Source organism: Caldithrix sp. (assembly GCF_056497305.1).
This window is the reverse complement of record NZ_JBSMDE010000201.1, coordinates 14,844-33,739: the sequence shown is the minus strand read 5'-3', so window position 1 is coordinate 33,739 and position 18,896 is coordinate 14,844. Positions and strand designations below refer to the sequence as shown.

Here is an 18,896-nt window from a genome sequence, read left to right as displayed (position 1 = left end):
GTTCGCCCAGGCGCGTTTTGTCCAGTGTGGGCCGCGAATAATCTTTGGGCAGCACGCCCTTCAGGCTGGGGTTCTCGCGCTCGATGGCGGTCATCGCCTCGTCAATCACCTGCCCGATGGTGGGCTGCGGCGCCCGGGCCTGGATGCTCTCCCAGCGGGCCTCGGGTGGCACCCAGAAGATGTTGGCGGCCAGGTACTCGTCGCGATCTTCGAGAACGCGCTGCTGAATCGTTTCATCTTCCGAAAAATACTCACTTTCAGGATTTAAAAGCTGTTCTCTGAGCCAGTTGCGGCGCTCTTCAAAGGCATCGGAGATGTACTTGAGGAATATCAACCCCAGCACCACGTGTTTATATTCCGATGCGTCCATGTGCCCGCGCAACTTGTCGGCCATCTCCCAGAGCTTGTTCTCAAAGCCCAGGTTGGCGCCGTTTCCCTTTTTATCTAACATGCGCCCCCTCTATCATATTTACCTACTTAATGTCATTATTGTAGTTTCTAGTTAAATTATTGTAACAAATTTTTGGTAGTTTGGTGTAGATTTGTTCAGAACTTTTATACTCGTTTGGCAAGCCATTCCATCTTATATTCATATATCATTCACTGCATCTTTACTTTAATATTTCAATACTTTGTGTTTTTTTTTGACTTTTCAGAATATTTACTTAAAAATGTCTGTCCTATCATGGTGGAATGAGCAAATTTTTACTCTGTTATCTGTTCTAATATTACCCGTTTATTTTTTGAAGAAACTCCAGCTATGCTTGGTTAAAAATTTTCTCATTCAAATTTCATGCACAGTTTTAATATATTGGCTAATATTGAAAAATTCAATACATTTTGTCGATTGTTAAATTTCTATTTACAAAAAGGTTAGTTAAAGGATGAATTGGGATAGGTGAGATAGCTTGGGCAAATCATCCAACCCTTCCCGTCTTTAATCTTTTCCATTGGTTGTTGCCATTTAAACCTTGTTCCAGAAAGTGTTGTTTTCCTATTGCTTCATTTTGATTTTATTCTAATATTAGCATGTACAGAGGAGGCAATTTTGGCAACAAAACCCGTGCTTTTATTAGCAGACAGTCAACTTCTTTTCTGGCGAAAAGGAGCGGAGCGTTTTTTACGCACTTTGTTTGCCGGGCTTGAACAGGGCAAAGCCGCTTACATTGGCGCGGCCAACGACGATCGACCGGAATTTTACCAGATATTCTGTTCTGCGTTTGAAATTTTTCCTAACCTAAAATTACGACACATTAAAAAAGACTTTAAGGAAGAGGACAGGCAATTTTTAAATCAGGCCGATTTAATCCTATTGTCCGGGGGTGATGTTTTAAAGGGCTGGGAAATATTGGACGAGAGCCGGATGAAAAACGTGGTACTGGAACGCTATTTCAATGGCGCCTATCTGGTTGGCATCTCCGCCGGAGCTATTCACCTCGGGCTTGCTTTCGCCGATCAACAGAGTAATAAGGTGACCCCCCTGTTGAAATGCCTGCCCTTTGTTGTCGATGTTCATCAGGATAACAATAACTGGACACGCTTAAAACAGACACTCCGCTTGCTGAACAATCCCTACGTGTATGGCATCGGCATCCCTTTTGGTTCCGGTATTATTTACCATGCAGATCATTCACTGGAAGCGGTGCACAAACCCGCTTACCTGTTTGAGCAAAAAGACGGAAGTATTAAAGGGCAGCTTCTTCTGCCTGATGATTTCCAGATAAATGTAGAGGTTTAACACAATGAACGCAGAATTCTGGCAGGATGTGAATTCCTTTTTTGAACATTATCCGCTGATCAAAGAGATCCTTTCCCTGACAACCATCCTTCTTTTTTCCTTTCTGATCTATTTGCTCAGCCGGCGTGTGGGCTTAAAACTGGCCAGAGAATTTGCTCAACGCACTAAAACCAGATTTGACGACATTCTACTGGAGCACAAAATCATTAACATCATGGCCCAATTCATTCCCCTGTTGGTAATTAAAAACTTTTTATTTTTACTGCCTGTTATGGGCCATACCATCGATGTGCTCATCAACCTGCTGCTGATTTTTCTTAGCGCCCGTTTGCTTTCGGCCCTGCTGATGTCCGCCAATAGTTACTACGAACTAAAGCCTAAAGCGCGTCAGCGACCCATCAAAAGTTACCTGCAGGTGGTGATCATTATTATTTACATCGTGGCCATCATCATCATGATTGGCATTTTAACCCACCAGCCGCCCTGGATGCTGCTCAGCGGTTTAGGCGCCATGACGGCCATCATCTTACTGATTTTCCGCGATACCATCCTGTCCTTTGTGGCTGGCATTCAGATTAATATGTACGATCTGTTGCATGTGGGCGATTGGATTGAAATGCCCCAGTTCGGTGCAGACGGAGATGTTATTGATATTGCTCTGCACACCATTAAAGTGCAAAACTGGGACAAATCCATCACGATTGTGCCCACGCACAAAATCCTTGAAAATTCCTTTCGCAACTGGCGGGGCATGGAACAGGCCGGAGGCCGACGCATTAAACGCGCCATTTACATCGACCAGAATTCAATCAAATTTTGTGATCAACCAATGATTGAGCGTTTTCAAAAAATTCAGTTAATCAGCGACTATGTTAAAAATAAGCTGGAAGAACTGGAAAGGTACAATCGGGAACACAACATTGACGACAGCGTCAAGGTCAATGGTCGGCGCATGACCAATATCGGTACTTTTCGCGCTTACGCTGCGGCCTATTTGAAAAGTCATCCCAGAATCAATCAAAGTTTAACCAAAATGGTGCGCCAGCTGCCGCCTGGGCCGCAGGGCCTGCCCATCGAAATTTATGCCTTCACCAACGATATCCGCTGGGAAGTTTACGAAAGCATTCAGGCCGACATTTTCGATCATCTGTTGGCTGTTGTGCCTGAATTTGAACTACGTATTTTCCAGAATCCCAGTGGCAGGGACTTTGCCGAGTGGAGCACGCACATTCACTCGCACTAAATTTTCAACTTTTAATAGATGGTCTTTCTCACTGTTCCGTAGCCGTTTTCTGTGGCACAAAATTAATGGCAGTCAGCAGAGCTTTAAAATTTTGCTGCCAGGCCTTTTCGATGCCTACGCCCGGTAATTCCAGCGTAATGAGCGGAATCTGCATCTCATGGCCGGCAAAGGTGCCAAAGGAGCCCGGTGTAGGATAGCCCACATCGCCTTTTACCGGATATCCGTTTTCTCTGGCCATGGCCTGGGCTAAATCGCGCGCCGGTCCATTGTAATTGTTCATGCGTAAATCCGAATGAATGGAAACAATGCGATCCGGTTTGTACAGATCGAGCAGGCGGATGACCAACTGAGTCTCTTTTTCCGAAGCCGGTTCCACGCCAGGGAAATATTTCTTCTTGGTGTAAACCGGCGACCAGTCTTCTGTGGGAAAATTGCGATTCAGATCGACGCCGTTGGCATTGACGCGCGTTCCCGCTAACAACCCATCGGGATTGACCACCGGAACCAGCAGGACAAACGAATGCGTCAGTTGGGGATTGTGGTACAACGTGTCGGCCAGGCGCACCAACAGATGGAATCCCACCTGCTCATCGCCATGAAATGCGCCAAAAATGATTACTGTGTCTTGCCCGCTGCCCACAGTCAAACCGTAAATGGGATTGTTCTTTTCGGAGTAGCCTAAAATCTGCCAGGGCAGATCGGATTTTTTTAAATTAAGATAGAGCTGGTTGGTTTTGGCCTGCAGGCGCCATTTTTGCAGGTAGGGAATAATAACAAAATAGGTGGCAATGAGCACAATCAGCACAATGACCAGATAAATTCCTTTAAAATTCAAATGCATGGTAAAACTCCTTACAGTTTAGCTCTTTCGTTTTTGGCCGAAGGCGCAGGTAACTTGCCGATCGGGAGCAATGCGCATTATTTAGGTGACTCCCCATCTTTAATTAAAAATTTCGAATTGTTGGATGAGCCAGGATGTCCGGCAATCAATGATCGTGGACACAGGCCCACAAAGATTATTCCGATCACTGTCCCGACAGCGTTGGAACAAAGAGGAGCAATCTTTCTCCGCCCTATGATTCTGGATCAGAATGACCGGTGGCAGTACGCTCTTTTTCTTATCCCAGCCCCTGCAACTTCTGTAAACAGAAGCTCTGGCTCTCCTTTTTGAACCAATTTGAAAAATACAATGCAGGCCTGTACAACGCAACAAAGAATTTTTTCTGGTAGAACCGTTGGGCTGAACGCCGTAAAAATGAGCGGGACGGAAAACTCTCAGGCAAAATTCAAAATCCGGTAAAAGAGAGGGCCAAAGCACACTAAGGATTGAAAAATAGCAAGCAACCGCAAAATTTAAAAAATCGCAAAGGACACAAAGAATGATTTAAATTAAAAATTTAATTGCCCTCACCCCCTCGATCCCCCTCTCCCAGAATAAAAGTCTCGGAGAGGGGGAAGGCTTGTGTGGTAGATTTTCTCACCTTTGTTGAAAACACCATTCACGATCAATGGTAATTCGATAAGACAGCCCGATACCAATTCAACGATTTTACTTCTTCTCACAGCACATAAATTTTCGCATCCCTCTATGGCGAGGTAGATCTTTTGATGGAAGTATTTTAATTCTGTTAAAAAGCCGTTCAAAAGTTTGATCTGAATCAAGTATTTAATGCCAAAATATGCCGATCATATGAAAGTTGGGTTGAATTAAACTAAATTGTCGTTTGTTTTACACAGGAGTTCTCCATGTTCAGGAAAATATTTTTTATATCCGGGCTGGTTCTGATCGCAGGTCTGGCCTTACTTTTGCGTCCAGCTGCAAATAAGACGACCAGGTCGGAGCCTTCGGCAAAGCTGGCTTTAATTTTGGGTAAAGATGAGGCTAAAGAGAAGCCAACGGATCGCCCGGATCAGGCTTTGCTTTATGAAATGCAAATCCGTTCAGAAATAAACAAGCCCTTTAGCTATCATGGGAACTGGAAATTCAAAGCATTTAATCAGGCGCGGCAAACGTTAGCCCTGAGGAAGGCGGGCGCTCTGGACTGGCAGGAACGCGGCCCGGCCAACATTGGCGGTCGGACACGCGCGCTGGTCGTTCATCCTCAGAATGCTGATATCTGGTGGGCCGGGGCGGTCGGCGGCGGCGTTTGGAAAACAGAAGACGCCGGCGCACACTGGCGTCCTTTAACCGATCAGATGCCGGTTATTTCGGTGACAACCATTGCTATTTGTACCGAAAAACCAGACGTGTTGTACGCGGGCACAGGCGAAGGGTTTGGAAATTATGATCGGGTCATTGGGGACGGCATTTTCAAAACCACAGATGGGGGAGAAACCTGGGAACAATTGAGTTCAACAGCCGGCAACTACGACTTCCGATATGTGAATCGCATCGTGGTTCATCCGCAGCATGCCGATACTCTGTTAGCCGCTACCAATTCCGGTGTTTTCCGCAGTTTTGACGGCGGCCAGAACTGGACGCAGGTATTAACGGCCGGAAACCGCGTGCAGCAAATCGTGGCCAATCCTCTTAATTTTAACACTCTGTACGCTGCAGTGCACTCCAGCGGCATTTACAAATCGGTGGACCTGGGCCAGACCTGGAACAAAGTAAGTTCAAATTTTGAGGAGCACCGCCGGGTAGAAATGGCCATTTCCGAAGCCGACACAAACTATCTTTACGTCGCTGCGGTCAATTCCTCCGGCCAACTGGCTGGCTTCTATCGGTCTGAAGATGCGGGGCAATCCTGGCAAAAATTGGGCAGCTCACCCAACTGGTTAGGCAGTCAGGGATGGTACGACAATACTCTGATTGTACACCCTTTTAACAAAAACATTGTGTTTGTCGGCGGCATCGATCTGTACCAGGTGACGGTTAGCGCCAATTCCATGACGGCTACACCCATCAGTAGCTGGTGGGGCGGCAATGGTCTGCCCTATGTTCACGCCGATCACCACTGTCTGGTCGCCCTGCCCCGAACAGACAGCACCTTTGCCCTGATCAGCACCAACGATGGCGGGGTGTTTTATTCTGCGGACGGAGGCGTGCACTGGGAAGCCAGAAACAACCAGTACAATGTCACTCAATACTATGATGCCGATAAACATCCGCATCTTTCACAGTATGTGGGTGGAAGCCAGGACAACGGTACGCACATTTCCCCCATTGAGCCGGATCAGGCCAGCGGCTGGGGTCGGGCCATTGGCGGCGATGGATTCGATTGCGCCTGGGATCGCTTCGATCCGACCATTGTTTATGGCACCCTGTACGATTCACGCATTTACAAATCTAGCGATGGAGGTAATAGCTTTTTGGGAATTAATAACGGCCTGCCGGAAAGCGATGTATTTCATACGCCTCTGGCCATGGACCCCAACAATCCGGAAAAGCTATTCACGATTTCCGAAACAGATAAGATGTACTTTACGGAGAATGGCGGCTTTCGCTGGGAGGGTGTGCCGGTGGATCTGGGCGGTTACAAATACGTTAAAATTGCTGTCTCCCCGGCCAACCCCGATATTGTCTGGATTGCTTCTTCTGAAGACCATATCAATGTTTCTACAGACGGCGGCCACACCTTTCAAACTGTGAACAGGCCGGACAATGCGCCCAACGGCTTCCTGACCGGTTTGGCGCCTCATCCCGCGGACTCGGCCCAGGCTCTGGCCCTGTTCGGCGTTTCGGGCTATGGTAAAATATTCAGAACCAGAGACCTGGGACAGAGCTGGCAGGATATTACGGCCAATCTGCCGGATGTTCCCGTGCATTGCGCCATCTGGCTGCCTTACGACACCACACAAATCTGGATTGGTACGGACATTGGGCTCTTTATTTCGAACGATAATGGCCAGAGCTGGAATTTTGCCCAGGGCACTCTGCCCTCGGTTTCCACCCGGCGCCTGAAAATTGTGGGCAAAGAAATTGTAGCTGCTACACACGGAAGAGGTGTCTGGTCTTTGTATGACGACAATTTGCCGGAAATCGTAGCTCCGGCCAGACCGCCGCTACTTAAATCGCTCACCCCTCCCAATCCGCTGACCAATGCCATGAAGGTCTATTTCAAAACACGATTCCAATACGATTCCGTTCAGGTGGTCGTCAATGATCAAATTTTGGCTACTCTGGGCAAAGTAGCGGCCTATGTGGACACCTTTGCCACAATCTTTGTCCAGCCGCCCGATTATCTGGAAATTAAAGTGATCGGTTACGATGGCAGTCAATCCTATATTTCCGATCAGGAGGAGCTGTTTATTTATGAACCGGTCGAGCAGGCTGAGTCCTCCTTTGATTCTGGCTTCAGTGATTTTTATGGCGACTTCTTCATTGATACGCCATCCAATTTTACAAACAATGGTTTGCAGACTGAACATCCCTATTTGAATCAGCGGGACTATGTGGCCATTTTAGGGCCTCCTGTAATCATCAAACAAAAAACGATTTTAAGCTACAAAGACATTGCCATTGTAGAACCGGGAGAGAGCGGTTACTTTTATCCCGATTACCGCATGTGGGATTATGTTACAGTGGAAGGATCGCTGGATGGCGAAAACTGGCAAATACTGGTAACGCCCTACGATTGCCGTTTTGATGCCAGCTGGAAAAACGCCTACGATTCCAGTAATGACCCGACCTCATCCCTGTTTAAAACCCATGAGGTCAATCTTTCGGAAATTTTTCAGGAAGGGCAAATCGTTTACATTCGTTTCCGTCTCCATGCCGATGAATATCAGACCGGCTGGGGCTGGATTATTGATGATTTTAAGGTGGCGCCTTCCACGGAAACCGGCCTTGCCCGACAGGCATCGCCAGCCAGATTCGAACTCCTGAACAACTATCCCAATCCCTTTAATCCACAAACTACCATTGCCTTTACCCTGGATAAAACCGGTCCGGTTAGTTTACAAATCTTCAACAGCGCTGGCCAGCTGGTACGGACGTTGGTCCATAACGAAAAACTCTACAAAGGTAATTTGTACCGTTATGTGTGGTATGGACGAAACGATCAGGGCAATCCTGTGTCTTCCGGGGTTTATTTCTACCGTCTGCAAACAGAAAGACACAAGCAGATTAAAAAGATGATTCTAATACGTTGAAGGATTTGCTGCTTTAAATACTTCCTTTAAAAGATCTATTCTCGCCCCAGCAGGATGCGAAAATTGTTGATGAAGGTCCTAGTCCCCCCCGGGGCTCCCTTCCCTTTGTTAAAAGAAGGGAAGGGAGCCGGGGGGATGGGGCTTAAACCAAAAACGCACCATAAATGCTTTACCCTTCCAAAGTCTCGAGCTGAAGCTCATGTTACGTTGCGCTTGCGAATGGTTTGCTAGTGTAAGGGATTCTTCTTCCGCTGAAGCGGGATCAGAATGACATGCCGGCACGGGTCCTCACCGCCTGGGCATAAGTTGCCCCTTCGCAAATTAATTCGTAATTTTTAATTTTAAAATGCTTCTCTGTGGTTGCTTAAATCCTTGCGGAAATGTTTTTAGTTGCGACTTTGCTGCCTTAGATTTTGTAACACGGCCTGCACATTCCGCATAAAATTGCGATATTTAGCTCTGCGCACCGGAGTACCGGCAAAAAGGGCATTGAACTGTTCTTCATCCAGATTTTTCAGCACATCCAGCGGGGGATTGACCAACTGGGGATGCTTGGGATGAAAACGTGGCTCCCGCGTTTCCCGCGCAAAGCGATTCCATGGACAAACGTCCTGGCAGATATCACAACCAAACACCCAGTTGTTTAAATTGGAAGCCAAATTTTCCGGAAGCGAGCGATCCTGATATTCAATGGTTAAATAGGAGAGGCATTTACGCGCATCCAATTGGTAAGGGGATAGGGCCTGCGTAGGGCAGGCCTGCACACAGGCGTTGCAGGTTCCGCAATAATCCTGCTGGGGAGAATCATAGTCCAGTTCCTGATTAATCACCAGACCGCCTAAAAAGAACCACGAACCAAACTCCCGCGACAGCACATTGGTGTTTTTACCCTGCCAGCCAAGTCCGGCTTTTACAGCCCAGGATTTTTCCATAACCGGAGCGGAATCGACAAAAGTCCGGCCCCTAATTTGCGGATCGAGTTCCTGCAAACGTTGCAAATATTGCTTGAGCATCTTTTTCATTATCTTGTGGTAGTCGCTTCCCCAGGCATAGCGGCTAATTTTGGCCTTGAGTGGATGCTCTACGATGGTGTGGGGCGTAAAATAATTGAGGGCAACCATAATAACCGATTTTGCGTCTGGGAAAAATTGTTCTACATCTTTGCGTAACGCTTTGTGGGTAGCCATCCAATGCATGGTGCCATGTTTACCCTTGGCCAGCCACTCTTCCAGGAAAGCGCCATTGGGTGCCTTTCCGGCTCGGGCGATGCCTACTTTGTCAAAGCCGATTTCCAGGCCGATTTGTTTTACACGTTGGCTTCGTTCTTGCATCTTAGTCGTTCCAGTGTTTTGCTGCATTTCTCAAAATAATCAAAATTGACAAAAATTGAAAGTTAAGAAAAAGAATCAAGATGAAAGATGAAAGATTAAAGAAGCTGGCAGGCTCTGGCTGTCTTGAAAGGAATTTACCCACCCCTTAGTCCCCTCCGGTGGAGGGGAAATCAAAAGCTCCCCTCCTGGGAGGTGTTGGGGGTGGGTTTTCTTTCAATGAAAAAGGAAAAAGGAAAAAAGATTAAAGATTAAAGGGGGTGGGGGATTGTCAGGTTTGGAGAGGATTAACCAGACCATGACAGGGAGGTTCAGGTATTTGAAAAATTTAATGGAATATTTTGCAGGAAATAGATGTTCAGTTAGAAGAAAAGGAGTAGATATGAAAAAGAGTACAATTCTATTTTTAGGGTTAACCATGGTTACCCTTGTGATTGGAGGCCAAATGGTCAAAATAGGTCAAAAAGCGCCGGATTTTGCGTTAAAGGATGAACAGGGTAAAGTGCACCATCTTTCTGATTATCGCGGTAGAATGGTTGTGCTTTATTTTTACCCAAAAGATTTTACGCCTGGTTGCACCGAAGAAGCCTGTAATCTTCGGGACAATTACGAAGCTTTAATCGAAAAGGGGCTGGTCGTTTTGGGCATCAGTTATGATGATCCGCAAAAACATAGCGAATTCAAGGCAAAATACAATTTGCCATTTACATTGCTTTCCGATACCAGCAAAACTGTGGCCGAGATGTATGGTGCCAAAGGCAGTCTAACCGGCTTTATGGTGCCCAAACGCATCACCTATCTGATAGACAAGGACGGGACGGTATTGTACATTTTCGAGAAAGTAGATACCAAATCCCATTCACAACAGATTCTGGAATTTCTGGAAAAGAAAAAATGATTCTCAGGAATTTAATGTAAATTCGGCCTTTCTGTCCCATTAAATGGTCTGCAACGTTCAGAACATGGCGCAAACCTGTTTTTCGGGTTCTGATTGATTGGTAGCATAAGTTTTTTAAAGCGGACAAAAGACTTAGGTATGGACGAAATGAGCATTTGTGAAGCAACTTCCTTTTTCACAAAATAATTCGTCTTTCGTAATTTTTAATTTAAATACTTTTCTATTGTGCATTCGGGGTTTGAATTTTCTTTCTGTAATCAATTATTTATTGTGGCTCTGCTATCTTGAATTTTTTAACGGAAGTGTTCCAATAATCCGGCCAACCGGCTGTAACTTTCTGCATGAGCATCGATCTAACTGTATGACGATCTAACTGCAATTTTTTAATCGTTAATCAAAAAGAATTTGAATTCGGTGTCAAGTTGAGCTATCTTGACTTGTATTAACGAATTAAGGTAAATTTGATTTTAAAATAATTTTTAGTAAGGCCATGTTAGTGCTAAGCGATCGGGAAAAACAGATATTAAAGGCGGTTATTAAGGAATTTATTGACACGGCCAGCCCTGTGGGGTCGGCGCAAATTTCCCGAAAGACAGGTATCGATTTAAAACCTGCTTCGGTGCGCCGTATTATGGCCACACTGGAAGAAAAGGGTTTACTCATTCAACCGCACACTTCGGCCGGGCGTGTCCCGACCTCTCTGGGCTATCGTATTTACGTCAATGAGTTGCTGAAAAAAAGTAAACTGACCGAGCATCAGGAAGAATTGATTAACCGCACTATTGAAGAATACGATGGCGATGTGCAGTTGTTCATGAGCAAAGTCAGTACGGTACTGTCAAAAATTTCCAGGCAGATCGGTATTATTGTTACGCCTAAATTTTATGAAGCGGTGTTGGAGCGCGTGCATCTGGTTCCAGTTTCGGCCACGCGCGTGATGGTTATTCTGGCGGTTAAGGATCAGCAAGTACGAACGATTCTGGTGGAGGTAAACCATCCGGTCCAGAAAGACGATCTGCATCGCCTGGCGCGCAAAATCAATCAACGATTTTACGGTAAAACATTAAGGGAGATCAAAAATTCCTTTGCCCATGTCATGTCCGATCTGAAATCCGAAAAGACAGGGCTGGTACGCTTTTTTTCAAAGACGGCCGATAAAATATTTGATTTTTCACGGTATGAAAATTACTGGTTACATGGCACCAATTATCTCATACACCAACCGGAATTCACCGATGTGCAGCGTGTTTCAGGATTAATTCAGATATTGGAAGATAAAAAGCATATTTTTCACTTTATGGAAAAGAGAGAGCAACCCCCAGGGATTAAAATTACCATTGGTAACGAAAATGAATTGGCTGAAATGCGCGATTGCAGTGTGATTACTTCAACATACAAAGTGGGAGATATTTTAGGGGTTGTGGGAGTGATCGGGCCCATGCGTTTGCGTTATCAAAAAGTGATACCAATTGTAGAATACACGGCATCGGCCATTACACGGAAATTAGGAATGGCTTAAGAAAAGGAGAAACGGGATGAGTGATAAAGAACAGGTAAAAGAGAAGGTTGACCAGGCTTCCAAAAAAACGACGAAATCTCATGGTTCAAAAAGCAAATATGAAAAAAAGATTAAGGAATTGGAAGAAAAGATCAAAAAATTAGAGGAAGAAAATCAACAATTAAAAGAGCAAAATTTGCGACGTATAGCAGAATTTGAAAATATGAAACGGCGTAAAGAAAAAGAATTTTTACACATCTTGCAAAACGCCAATGAAGAACTGATTCTGGAATTGTTGCCGGTCATCGACGATTTTGAGCGATTTTTGGAACACGCTAATGATGAAAACCAAAATGTCGAATCATTAAAACAGGGTGTTGAACTGATCTACAAAAAAATGATGCAAATTCTGGAAAAACAAGGTTTAAAACCCATCGAATCCATTGGGCATGAATTTGACGCTGAAAAACACCAGGCTTTGATGCAGGTGGATTCCGACAAATACGAAAGCGGACATATTGTTGATGAACACTTAAAAGGGTACACACTAAACGATAAGGTGATCAGGCACGCGCAGGTGCTGGTCGCGAAATAGGTGAGGTAATGGCACAGAAAAGAGATTATTATGAAATTCTGGGAGTGGATCGGAACGCCACCCAGGAAGAGATAAAAAAAGCGTACAGAAAGTTAGCCATCCAGTACCATCCCGATAAAAATCCTGGCAATAAAGAGGCCGAAGAAAAATTCAAGGAGCTGGCTGAAGCTTACGCCATTTTGAGCGATCCGGAAAAGCGCAGGCGCTACGACCAGTTTGGGCATGCCGGTGTAGGCGGGGGAGCCGGTGCGCAGGGCTTCGATTTTTCTGATTTTGACCTGGCTGACGCTTTGCGCCAGTTCATGGAAGAGGGCTTCGGTTTTGGCTTTGGCGATATCTTTGGCTCTTCGCGTGGAGGCGGCCGCCGCCGGAGAGTGACGCGCAAAGGAAGCGATCTACAAATTAAATTGAAATTAACGCTGGAAGAGATCGCTTCGGGAGTGACCAAAAAAATTAAGGTACGAAAAAAACTAGCCTGTCCGGAATGTAACGGAACCGGTTCGGCCAAATACAGCAAAACGGTGATGTGTCCGGTTTGCCATGGAAGCGGAGAAATTCGTCAGGTCTCCCGCTCCTTGTTTGGCCAGTTTGTCAATGTCACTACCTGCCATCGCTGCAATGGAGAAGGTCAGGTGATTGAAAATCCCTGCCACACCTGCCACGGCAGCGGGCTGATCGATGGTAGCAAAACCATCGAAGTCAATATTCCGGCCGGTGTGGCTACCGGGAATTACCTGACTTTAAAAGGTGAAGGGAATGCCGGTGTGCGCGGTGGACAACCTGGTGACTTGATTGTTTATATTGAAGAAATTCCCCACGACCTATTCCAGCGTCAGGGGAATGACGTAGTTTTGCGTTTGCCGGTAAGTTTCCCTATCGCTGCCCTCGGCGGAACAGTGGAGGTGCCTACCTTAACCGGAAAGGCCAATTTGAAAATTGCGCCGGGCACACAATCCGGAAAAATATTGAGAATGCGCGGTAAAGGCATCCCTTATTTGCGCAGTGGCGGTAGCGGTGATCAACTGGTCCAGATTCAGGTGTATGTCCCGACCAAACTGAATGAAGAAGAACGAAAGTTGCTGGAAAAGCTGGCCCAATCGGAGAATTTGGACCCGGCTAAAAACAGCCATAAATCGTTTTTTGATAAATTCAAGGAAGCGTTTAACATCTAAGCCAGGGATGGCCGTTTTGTAAAAGAAACGGAGCATCATGGTCAATTTAACCCAAAGCGAGCGGCGAGCCCTGCTCATTTTCGCCGTAATTTTAGCGGTTAGCGCTATAATCCAATGGATCAGGCCGCACAGGATGAACCCCAAGCCATTTGATTACACCCTGCAGGATAGTCTGTTCAAAGTTCTGTCGGCCGATACTCTGCAACCCCTTCAAAACAGAGAAGCCGTACCGGCAAAGCCCAAAAAATCAAAAAAGAAAAAGAAACAGTCCCTTCTGCCTCACAGTATTGATGTGAATCGCGCCGACGTCCCAACTCTGGAAAAATTACCGCGCATCGGGCCCAAAACAGCGCAGGCCATTATTGAATATCGCCGGCAACACGGGCCGTTCAAAACAATCGAAGACCTGGACAATGTGAAAGGCATTGGCCCCAAAACTATCGAAAAAATCAGACCCTTTATTTTCCTTTCCCTGCCGGATAGCAGTAAACGGCAATAATTTGCTAAAGCAACAAGCCACAACGAATTATCTACCCCAGGTAGAACCAAAAAACACAAAAGAGGCAATGCGCATTTTTTAAATTTAAATTGCTTTTTTGCGACTTTTGTGACTTCTCTGCCTGTCCGGCTGGATAGCCGTCCAGACGGGCCTGTCCGGCTGCGCCAGCCAGACGGGCCTGTCCGGTGGCCAGACGGGCCTGTCCGGTGGCCAGACGGGCCTGTCCGGTGGCCAGACCTGTCAGGCTGCGCTTTGCCAGACTGGCGGGCCTGTCAGGCTGGTGCTGCCAGACTGGCCTGTCCCCGAGAATCGCGATTTCCGCTGCGCTACAACAGGCTGCGCCTGCCAGACGAGTATACGCAGAGGTTGCTTAAATCCCTGCGGAAATGTTTTGTGTTGCGGCTCTGCTGCTTTACTTTTTAGAAAATGCTTTGCAGGAAAAAAATCAGTGTTCCAATGAAAGCCCTGGGATTTGACCTGCAGGCCCCAAAGACAAAAACACTGAAATCCGTTCAAAAATGTTTGTGCTTTACTCCACAATTTTGCAAATTGCGCTCTGAACAGAAGGGGAAGCTTTTTATGTACATTATGCCCAATGAGTTGAAAATCAGCGGCCTGCTCAGGAGTTTGAATGTTCGTCGCATCAAAAATTTACTTTTGACCGGGAGCTCATTTTTTCTTTCTGCGTTAACGGGTAAAAATATTATCTGGGGCCGGCCGGCCATTTTGACCATTGAACCCACCAATCTGTGCAACCTGCACTGTCCCCTATGTACCACCGGGTCAGGGGACATGAAACGCGTTCAAGGACGTATGAGTCTGGAAACTTTTCAACGTATTTTAGACCTGTTGGGTGACGACATCTTTTTTCTGTTGCTCTACCACCAGGGGGAACCCTACCTGAATGACCATTTTCTGGATTTTGTGAAACTGGCCAAACAAAAGAACATTTACTGCACCACCAGCACAAACGGGCACTACTTTACCGATGAAAACATCCAGGCCACCATTGACTCCGGTCTGGACAGCATGATCGTCTCGGTGGATGGGGTAACGCAGGAGGCTTACGAGCGCTACCGTGTCAACGGCAAATTGGAAAAAGTGTTGCACGGAGTGCAACACTTTATGGAAATAAAACAACAACGCCGTGTCAGCCATCCGTTGATAGCCCTGCAGTTTTTAGTAATGAAACATAACGAGCACGAATTGCCGGCCATTCGCAAACTGGCCAGATCCCTGGGCGTGGATCGCTTATTGATCAAAAACATTGAAGTGCATTCTGTGCAGGAAGCGCGGGAATGGTTGCCGGAAAACGAAAAATTCCGTCGCTACCAATTTGACGGCCATAGGCTCCACGTAAAAAACAGCACCAAGAAATCGTGCCCAAGGCCCTGGCTTTCTACACTGATCAATTGGGATGGGGGATTGGTTCCCTGTTGCTTCGACAAAAACGGAACGTACGAAATGGGCAATATTCACGGCATTACCAATTTTGATGCCCTGTGGAAAAATGAAAAATTTCAGAATTTTCGCCAGCAACTGAATACCCACCGTAGCTCAATCGATATGTGCCGTAATTGCAATCAAGGTTTTGGGAGCTTTATCCCCGAGTTTAAACTCAGGTTGCATTCTTCAAAAGAAAAAAGAGAACCACTCCAAAGCAGTTAGTCCTGTGTGTTTGTCCAGGCTTGAAAATGCCCGGCTACCTCTTTCCCAGACGAATGAAAATCCCGATTCTCGGGGACAGGCCAGTCTGGCAGCACCAGCCTGTTGTAGCGAAGCAGAAATCCCGATCTTCGGGGACAGGCCCGTCTGGCCACCGGACAGGCCCGCCAGTCTGGCAAGGCGCAGCCTGACAGGTCTGGCCAGACGGACAGGTTTATCCGGCCGAAGGACGGGCCATTAAACAATTAAACAATTCAACAACTCAACCTTTTTACTTCCACACACAGCACAAAAATTTCCGCATTCCGCTAAGCGGGATTGATGTTTTGAAGAAAGAATTCTTACAAAAACTCTCTTATTTTTATTCTACTCATTCAATTCTGCGTTCGGTCAGAGGTTGAGTGAAGCAGATTAAAATTTAGTTCACTGCCTTTTGTAAAATACAGCTCTCCCAGGCGCCTGGAAAAAGGATTGCGGAACAATGCATTTGATAAATCATAAATTAATTTGTAATTTAAAGATTTGTAATTTGTAATATTAAAAATATAGGTGAGAATTGGATTTAGCAGAAAAAATACAGCTCATCAAAAAAAGCGGCAACCTGCCCCGCCATGTTGGCATTATCATGGATGGCAACGGACGGTGGGCCAAACAGCGCGGACTACCGCGAGTAGCCGGGCACAATGAAGGGGTTAATTCGGTCGAGGCCGTGGTAGAAGCCTGCGGCGAAATGGGCATCGATTATTTGACCATTTACACCTTTTCCGAAGAGAACTGGCGCAGGCCTAGCTGGGAAGTGGCTTCGTTAATGCAATTGCTGGTGCGTACCATCCAGCATAAAATTCAACGTCTGATGGAACAAAATGTAAAAATTTTAACCATTGGCCGGCTGGACAAGCTGCCCGATTATGCCCGTAATGCCATGCTCAAGGCTATGGCCATGACGCGCGACAACAGCGGGCTTACGCTGAATGTAGCCCTAAGCTATGGCGGCCGTCAGGAATTAGTCGATGGTTTTAAACGAATCGTGCAAAAAATTAAACAGGGCAAACTAAATCCTGATGAGATCGATGAAGCGACTATTGCCCGATCTTTGTACACAGCGGATCAACCCGACCCTGACCTGGTGATCCGAACCGGCGGCGAGCGTAGAATCAGTAACTTTTTGCTGTGGCAAATCGCCTATGCCGAAATCTACTTTACGGAAATTCCCTGGCCTGAATTTAGAAAAGCTCAATTTGTTGATGCCGTCTGGGACTACACGCACCGTGAACGGCGCTTTGGCATGGTTAGTGAACAACTAAAAAATGAAACGGTTGTGTAAAACGTCTGATGGAAGAAACGCCTCAAAAACCATTAAAAAATTTCAGTATCTCGTTTAAGTATTTTGTCCTTGCCTTCTGGAAAACCATTCTGGCCTGGATCATTATTGTTACATTCATTGTGGTCGCCATCCATTTAAATGTCGACAAATCGGTTATTGGCGGCGTGGTGGTGGTATTTGGCATCATTTCACAGGCCTTTATCGGTCTTTTAAATATCATCGGATTAATTCCCATTATTGGCCCCATTGCTGCCAAAATTCTGGCATTGCCCTTTTTCTGGTTACTAAATGCCATGGGCTATTTTGTTTCTATCCTGGCCATTAAAAGGGGGTACACTTCCGAGGTGGTTAATTACCGCATTCTCACCGTCGTCTTTTTAACCGGCATTGTTATTGGATTTATTATCGGTAAACTGATCTGACCCATGCATTACCACGAAACCATACAACAAATCTATGATCTTCAGGAATTTGCCATCAAGTTGGGCCTGGAGAATATTAACGCTCTGATGGAACGATTGGGGAAACCACATCTTCAATATCCGGTTATTCATCTGGCAGGAACCAACGGCAAAGGTTCCACCGCTTTTTTTATTCACCAGTTGCTTCAAAAACAGGGCTTAAAAAGCGGGCTTTTTACCAGTCCGCATCTGGCCGATTACAGGGAACGCATCCGCATTGGCGATGAATTGATTGCGCCGCAATTTGTAGTCGATTTCTGGCGCCGGAACAAAGCCTTTATTTTAAAACGCAAAGCTACCTTTTTTGACACCACCACGGCTATGGCTTTACAGTACTTTGCTCAAAATCAGGTGGATGTGGCGGTTATTGAAACAGGTTTGGGCGGACGCCTGGATTCGACCAACATTGTGCAGCCGAGCATGGTGGTTCTGACGCCGGTTGACTTTGACCACCAAAAACAGTTGGGCAATACCCTGGCCTCCATCGCCCGTGAAAAAGCGGGAATTATTAAACCAGAGGCGGACATCTTTTCCGCGCCACAGCAGGCCGAAGCGCTGAAGGTCTTCCGGAAACAGGCACAGCCCTTACAGGCTTTTTACTATTTACCCGATTTAATGCAAATTAAAATTGTGAACAGCGATCTGGATGGCATGACCTTTCGGTTCGTGCAGAAAGCTACAGGACAGGTTCTGACCTTTCAAGCCCGACAAACCGGATATTTCCAGGCGCAAAATATGGCGTTAGCCTTCGTAGTAGTAGCCAGTTATCTGCAAAAAGCAGGAAAACAGATCGATCTGGATCAGGTAAAATCAGTGTTTAAATCCTGTTTGTGGCCCGGACGTTTGCAAACCGTTCAGACCAACCCCAGAGTTGTATTTGACGTTAGCCACAACCTGGCAGGCATTAAAAGAACCATTGACTTTGTTAAAAGCCATTGGTCTGAAAGTAAAATACATCTGTTACTCGGTTTGCTGGAATACAAAGATTACGAGGCCATTGTAACTTTTTTAAGTTCACTCAATCTGAATATCTATCTGACAGAGCCGCCATCGGAAAAGCGCCTGCCGGCAGAACAATTAGCAAAGGCGTTTCAGTTAAGAGGCAAAAAGATCAGAATGATGAAGGATCCGGTGATGGCTGTTGAACAGTTAAAGAAAAATCTATCGGCGGACGAATTGTTACTGGTGATGGGTAGTCACTATCTGATCGGCCATCTCATGCAAAAAAGCTCACTCTGAGCTCCCCTCCTGGGAGGAGAAAACCAAAACCCCCCTCCTGGGAGGAGTTGGGGGTGGGTTTTCTTTCAATGAAAAATGAAAAAGGAAAAAGGAAAAAAGATTAAAGATGAAAGATTAAAGAAGCTGGGAGGCTGAGGGCGGT

The 18,896-nt window shown here is 46.1% G+C and carries 16 protein-coding genes; 12 read left to right on the top strand and 4 right to left on the bottom strand.

Going from position 1 to position 18,896, the window contains the following annotated elements; all coding sequences use genetic code 11:
- Nucleotides 1–451 (bottom strand): type I restriction-modification system subunit M N-terminal domain-containing protein (locus tag ACWB0I_RS16660; RefSeq protein WP_479389215.1); only part of this gene is annotated, 451 nt, incomplete at its 3' end.
- A gap of 597 nt (nucleotides 452–1,048) precedes the next feature.
- Here ACWB0I_RS16660 and ACWB0I_RS16655 point away from each other — a divergent pair.
- Nucleotides 1,049–1,738, top strand: coding sequence for a Type 1 glutamine amidotransferase-like domain-containing protein (locus ACWB0I_RS16655; RefSeq protein ID WP_479389214.1), 690 nt, complete (start codon nucleotides 1,049–1,051; stop codon nucleotides 1,736–1,738).
- 4 nt (nucleotides 1,739–1,742) lie between these two features.
- The gene (locus ACWB0I_RS16650) at nucleotides 1,743–2,981 is read left to right on the top strand and encodes a mechanosensitive ion channel family protein (RefSeq protein WP_479389213.1); all 1,239 of its coding nucleotides are present in this window, start codon (nucleotides 1,743–1,745) and stop codon (nucleotides 2,979–2,981) included.
- Nucleotides 2,982–3,009: 28 nt separating this feature from the next.
- Here the strand turns inward: ACWB0I_RS16650 and ACWB0I_RS16645 are convergent, their stop codons facing one another.
- Nucleotides 3,010–3,822, bottom strand: coding sequence for a M14 family murein peptide amidase A (locus ACWB0I_RS16645; protein ID WP_479389212.1), 813 nt, complete (start codon nucleotides 3,820–3,822; stop codon nucleotides 3,010–3,012).
- Nucleotides 3,823–4,727: 905 nt separating this feature from the next.
- Between ACWB0I_RS16645 and ACWB0I_RS16640 the strand changes: the two genes are divergently transcribed.
- Nucleotides 4,728–8,075: a VPS10 domain-containing protein gene (locus ACWB0I_RS16640; protein ID WP_479389211.1), complete on the top strand. Its 3,348-nt coding sequence runs from the start codon at nucleotides 4,728–4,730 to the stop codon at nucleotides 8,073–8,075.
- Nucleotides 8,076–8,461: 386 nt separating this feature from the next.
- Here ACWB0I_RS16640 and queG read toward each other — a convergent pair whose 3' ends face one another.
- Nucleotides 8,462–9,406 (bottom strand): tRNA epoxyqueuosine(34) reductase QueG, encoded by a 945-nt coding sequence (queG, locus tag ACWB0I_RS16635; protein ID WP_479389210.1) that lies wholly within the window; start codon nucleotides 9,404–9,406, stop codon nucleotides 8,462–8,464.
- Between the two features lie 379 nt (nucleotides 9,407–9,785).
- Here queG and bcp point away from each other — a divergent pair, with 379 nt between their 5' ends.
- The 6 genes from bcp (at nucleotide 9,786) to ACWB0I_RS16605 (ending at nucleotide 15,733) form a co-directional block, all read left to right on the top strand.
- Nucleotides 9,786–10,301: a thioredoxin-dependent thiol peroxidase gene (gene bcp / locus ACWB0I_RS16630; RefSeq protein WP_479389209.1), complete on the top strand. Its 516-nt coding sequence runs from the start codon at nucleotides 9,786–9,788 to the stop codon at nucleotides 10,299–10,301.
- Nucleotides 10,302–10,791: 490 nt separating this feature from the next.
- The gene (hrcA, locus tag ACWB0I_RS16625) at nucleotides 10,792–11,820 is read left to right on the top strand and encodes a heat-inducible transcriptional repressor HrcA (RefSeq protein ID WP_479389208.1); all 1,029 of its coding nucleotides are present in this window, start codon (nucleotides 10,792–10,794) and stop codon (nucleotides 11,818–11,820) included.
- Between the two features lie 16 nt (nucleotides 11,821–11,836).
- Complete coding sequence (grpE, locus tag ACWB0I_RS16620) at nucleotides 11,837–12,394, top strand: nucleotide exchange factor GrpE (protein WP_479389207.1); 558 nt, start codon at nucleotides 11,837–11,839, stop codon at nucleotides 12,392–12,394.
- An 8-nt stretch (nucleotides 12,395–12,402) separates the two neighbouring features.
- Nucleotides 12,403–13,566 carry a molecular chaperone DnaJ gene (gene dnaJ, locus ACWB0I_RS16615; protein WP_479389206.1) on the top strand — a complete coding sequence of 388 codons (1,164 nt, stop codon included), beginning with the start codon at nucleotides 12,403–12,405 and terminating at the stop codon, nucleotides 13,564–13,566.
- A 37-nt stretch (nucleotides 13,567–13,603) separates the two neighbouring features.
- Nucleotides 13,604–14,065, top strand: a complete 462-nt coding sequence (locus ACWB0I_RS16610) for a ComEA family DNA-binding protein (RefSeq protein WP_479389205.1) — start codon at nucleotides 13,604–13,606, stop codon at nucleotides 14,063–14,065.
- Between the two features lie 579 nt (nucleotides 14,066–14,644).
- Nucleotides 14,645–15,733, top strand: a complete 1,089-nt coding sequence (locus tag ACWB0I_RS16605; RefSeq protein WP_479389204.1) for a radical SAM/SPASM domain-containing protein — start codon at nucleotides 14,645–14,647, stop codon at nucleotides 15,731–15,733.
- Here the strand turns inward: ACWB0I_RS16605 and ACWB0I_RS16600 are convergent.
- On the bottom strand, nucleotides 15,730–15,909 hold the full coding sequence (locus ACWB0I_RS16600) for a hypothetical protein (RefSeq protein ID WP_479389203.1): 180 nt from the start codon (nucleotides 15,907–15,909) through the stop codon (nucleotides 15,730–15,732). The genes ACWB0I_RS16605 and ACWB0I_RS16600 overlap by 4 nt on opposite strands.
- A 377-nt stretch (nucleotides 15,910–16,286) precedes the next feature.
- Here ACWB0I_RS16600 and ACWB0I_RS16595 point away from each other — a divergent pair, with 377 nt between their 5' ends.
- The 3 genes from ACWB0I_RS16595 to ACWB0I_RS16585 are packed head-to-tail and all read left to right on the top strand — an operon-like array spanning nucleotide 16,287 to nucleotide 18,754.
- Nucleotides 16,287–17,054 carry an isoprenyl transferase gene (locus ACWB0I_RS16595; protein ID WP_479389202.1) on the top strand — a complete coding sequence of 256 codons (768 nt, stop codon included), beginning with the start codon at nucleotides 16,287–16,289 and terminating at the stop codon, nucleotides 17,052–17,054.
- A gap of 8 nt (nucleotides 17,055–17,062) precedes the next feature.
- Nucleotides 17,063–17,476: a hypothetical protein gene (locus ACWB0I_RS16590; RefSeq protein ID WP_479389201.1), complete on the top strand. Its 414-nt coding sequence runs from the start codon at nucleotides 17,063–17,065 to the stop codon at nucleotides 17,474–17,476.
- A gap of 3 nt (nucleotides 17,477–17,479) precedes the next feature.
- Nucleotides 17,480–18,754, top strand: coding sequence for a bifunctional folylpolyglutamate synthase/dihydrofolate synthase (locus ACWB0I_RS16585; RefSeq protein WP_479389200.1), 1,275 nt, complete (start codon nucleotides 17,480–17,482; stop codon nucleotides 18,752–18,754).
- The last annotated feature ends 142 nt before the right edge of the window (nucleotides 18,755–18,896 follow it).